This window comes from Shewanella sp. 10N.286.45.A1, from assembly GCF_041470405.1.
Lineage (GTDB): Bacteria > Pseudomonadota > Gammaproteobacteria > Enterobacterales > Shewanellaceae > Shewanella.
Window position 1 is genome coordinate 1 of the sequence record NZ_JBFRMK010000308.1, and the last position, 3,490, is coordinate 3,490.

Consider the following 3,490-nt stretch of genomic DNA (forward strand, 5'->3'; position numbering starts at 1 on the left):
ATACTGATTGGTATTAGCTAGGTGGCTGCCATAAACCGACTAACTGTGCGATTTATTTTGATTCGATAAACTCATTCCATCAACTGTCAAAGAGGATAGAGGTTTATCTGGTTTAGCATAACTAAGCCTATCTAATCGTTGGGTTTGGTGGTAACTATCAAGACCAGAAATTGCCACGCTCTCTAAAGACTCGATATCCAAATAGCCATCAGCTTTTATACAGTGTTGATCAACAATAATATGTTCGACCTCGCCAATGACAAGTACCGTGCCATTAATCGCTAGCGGGGTAACTTGTCTTAGCTGCAAGGAAAATTTGAGCTGACTTTGCTCAACAAACGGCGCAAAAATTCCCTCAATATACTGTTCAGTTAATCCCACAGCTTTAAACTCTGACACATCGGCCTCATAGCGGGCAGATGTTTGATGAGCTCGACGATAGATTAATGTCGACACATGGTTGATGGTATAGCTACCTGTTTGTTTTATATTACTTAGCGTATCTCTAGGTACACCATCGGGGCGGATAATCATCCCCATTAGCGCAGGACTCGCCCCTAGATGAAAAACAGAGCTGACAATGGCCAGATTACTGCACTCATGGTTATCCTTAGTCGCCACTAGGTTGGCACTTTTAAATCCTGACAAACTGTTGATCAACCTTGCCCGGCTGCGCTGATCCATCTGTATAATGTCGCTTGAACTAATATGTTTCATCAATCTTTAATCCTTCGATGATAGTGACTTGAATGGTCATTCAATGGACTTTATTCAGGCTATAGCTCTTCAATATGAGCTAATAGGTATTTGGCACGCTTGAGCACCAATTCCTTATCTCGCGTTGGCTTTTTTAGCCAATTGCTGTAGACCATTTTTGTGCGTGGATTCGCTTTAAAGTCATCAATATGTAGCGTCATGAAATGCCAGTACAGTGCATTTAAAGGACATGCATTATCTGTGTAACTCTCGCTAACTTGGTAATGGCACCCGTTACAATAGTCACTCATTTTCTTTATATAGTTGCCGCTTGCCGCATATGCTTTCGAACCCACAATACCGCCATCGGCAAACTGACTCATGCCCCGAGTATTGGGCATCTCAACCCATTCAATGGCATCGATATAAACGCCTAAGTACCAATCATCAACTTGATTGGGATCTACACCTGCGATCAAACAAAAATTGCCCGTGACCATCAAGCGTTGAATATGGTGGGCATAGGCATAATCCAATGATTGCTTAATGGCGTGATGTAGGCAGTTCATTTTGGTTTCACCATTCCAAAACCAGCGAGGCAAGTTAGTATCTGCAGCCAACTCATTAAGCAGGCCATACTCTGGCATGTTTGCCCAATACACACCTCGAACGAACTCTCTCCAGCCTAAAATCTGCCTAACAAACCCTTCAATCTGCGACAAACTCACCTCACCATCACCCGAGTGATAAAAAGCGATGGCACTATTTATCACTTGCTGAGGGCTAAGGATCTTGGCATTGAGGGCAAACGATAGCCGTGAATGGTACAGCGACCACTGCTTACTCTGGAACAGCTCACCTTGGTTAGCATCAAGTTTGTCGGTCATTGCATCTTGAAATCGCCCAAATCTGATCAAGCAGTGCTGACAGAAAAATTGAAGTAACTCGTTTGCTTGCTGCTGAGTCACAGGCCAAAGTAATTGAGAGTGAGCAACGCCAATAGTATCGATATTATGTCGCTGTAATCGCTGTAAAATGGAGGTGACATTATTGGCAAACACCAAAGGCTCTGGCACAGAGCCAAAATCGCTGACTTTGAGTTTTTGGCGGTTATCAGCATCAAAGTTCCATTGCCCACCAGCGGGTTGTGCACCGTCCATTAGTAGTTGGAATCGTACTCTCAACTTGCGATAAAAGTGCTCCAAACGGTGTTTCTTACCTTTGCTAAAATAGTCATCTAGCTCTGAGTCTGACAGGTAGAAATGCTCAGTTTCATAAGCTTGTGCCTTAACTGACGAAACTTGTGAAAGCTCAGATAATTGCTGCCGTAAACGGTATTCATCCGCTAATTGATATTCAAACAGATCCACCTGATAACGTTCAAAAAGTGCAGTTAACAGCGCGGGTAAATCTTGATAGCCCACAGTATCGTCAAGAGTCAGATGCAGTACCCGATGACCCGCGTATTCGAGCGTCTGGGCAAACGCTGACATTGCTGCAAAAAAGGCACACACTTTCTGCACATGATGGCGTGTATAGCTTGCCTCTTGGTGAAGCTCGGCAATCACATACAAGGTATTAGGGTTTTGCTCTTGGTACCAAGAGTGCGATGCGTTGAGCTGGTCGCCAAAAATTAGCCTCATCGTTGACGCTGGTTGAACTGTTGATGAATGATGTTGAGGGCTCATTTAGTACTCCCTGATATCTGTTGCTTATTTCCGGCGCAGCGCTTAGAGCAATACTTAACCTCAAGCCAGCTTTTCTGCCATTTCTTTCGCCACAGAAAAGGCCGTAAACAGACGATGCAAACTTTACTTGGTAGCTGAGATTTCTTCATCTTAGGAACCTCCTGTTAGAACGCTTTTAAGCCAAGCGAAATGAGCAGCGGTATTGAAAACTGAAATGAGTAACGTTGTTAAGCTAGCTCTAGAATCTAGCGCAAGCGAGTTCGATTATTCGTTGTCAATATTGGCTAATTCCTAACACTAATTGCTTACCGAGCGCTGATTTAGCCGTCTAGCGATGGCGATAACCAAAGCATTAAACTCGTTGTAGGCAAGACGATCCTTATACTCATAGGAAAATCGTCCATGAAATTGCAAGGTCATCACTAACTCCTGATACCCCAAATAACAGGTGTAACCATCAAAGTCATGCCATGCAGTTAATCCGTCAAGATGGTATTTGTTATCGTACATTTTCCCTTTGGAAACTATATGGTTGAACACTACAAGGTGTTTGGATAAGGACATAATTCCCCTTTAAAAGCATTGGCTTTAAATAATATTGGCTGTAGCCGAGATTTAAACGCTATAGATACAGATTAACTACGAATAAAAGCGCAAAAGGGTTCAACAAAATAATAGAGATATGGCTGATTTTGAGAGGTTTTATAAAAAGGACATCGATCAGATAGTTGTAATGAAATTGCATCCAGTGGCTGAAACTTGAGGGATAAGTACTGCCATGTACAAATCCCTTCTTTCGCTCTCCTTGGCGGATCACAGCGAACAGGCATAAGTACTGCCATGTACAAATCCCTTCTTTCGCTACCTTTAGTGGATCGCGGCGATCAGGGATAAGTACATCCATGTACAAATCCCTTCTTTCGCCCTCCTTGGCGATCAGGGATAAGTACATCCATGTACAAAAAAGCGGACCTTGTGGTCTAATGCCGTTCACTTAAGGTGAACGGCATTTTTATTTTTGGCATACCTTTGAGGCCTAGGTTTTACTGTTCTGGGGAAAGTTCTTTCTCTGCGCCCCTCTAAAATTAAGCTTTCAGCCATATTGT

5 protein-coding genes are annotated in these 3,490 nt (G+C 43.1%); all 5 read right to left on the reverse strand.

Annotation, left to right across the window (positions count from 1 at the left end):
• Positions 1–39 precede the first annotated feature (39 nt).
• Positions 40–717: a flavin reductase family protein gene (locus AB4238_RS19895; RefSeq protein ID WP_372035085.1), complete on the reverse strand. Its 678-nt coding sequence runs from the start codon at positions 715–717 to the stop codon at positions 40–42.
• Between the two features lie 59 nt (positions 718–776).
• Complete coding sequence (locus AB4238_RS19900) at positions 777–2,384, reverse strand: cryptochrome/photolyase family protein (RefSeq protein ID WP_372035087.1); 1,608 nt, start codon at positions 2,382–2,384, stop codon at positions 777–779.
• Positions 2,381–2,533 (reverse strand): DUF2256 domain-containing protein, encoded by a 153-nt coding sequence (locus AB4238_RS19905; protein WP_372035089.1) that lies wholly within the window; start codon positions 2,531–2,533, stop codon positions 2,381–2,383. The genes AB4238_RS19900 and AB4238_RS19905 overlap by 4 nt, the downstream gene beginning before the upstream one ends.
• 148 nt (positions 2,534–2,681) lie before the next feature.
• On the reverse strand, positions 2,682–2,948 hold the full coding sequence (locus AB4238_RS19910; RefSeq protein ID WP_372035091.1) for a DUF3081 family protein: 267 nt from the start codon (positions 2,946–2,948) through the stop codon (positions 2,682–2,684).
• A gap of 58 nt (positions 2,949–3,006) precedes the next feature.
• Entirely contained in the window at positions 3,007–3,288 is a 282-nt protein-coding gene (locus tag AB4238_RS19915) for a hypothetical protein (RefSeq protein WP_372035092.1), read from the reverse strand.
• Between the last annotated feature and the right edge of the window lie 202 nt (positions 3,289–3,490).

Coding starts and splice junctions, on each gene's coding strand:
- AB4238_RS19900 (WP_372035087.1), bottom strand. CDS start 2,384: ATGAGCCCTCAACATCATTCATCAACAGTTCAACCAGCGTCAACGATG.
- AB4238_RS19910 (WP_372035091.1), bottom strand. CDS start 2,948: ATGTCCTTATCCAAACACCTTGTAGTGTTCAACCATATAGTTTCCAAA.
- AB4238_RS19915 (WP_372035092.1), bottom strand. CDS start 3,288: ATGGATGTACTTATCCCTGATCGCCGCGATCCACTAAAGGTAGCGAAA.
- AB4238_RS19905 (WP_372035089.1), bottom strand. CDS start 2,533: ATGAAGAAATCTCAGCTACCAAGTAAAGTTTGCATCGTCTGTTTACGG.
- AB4238_RS19895 (WP_372035085.1), bottom strand. CDS start 717: ATGAAACATATTAGTTCAAGCGACATTATACAGATGGATCAGCGCAGC.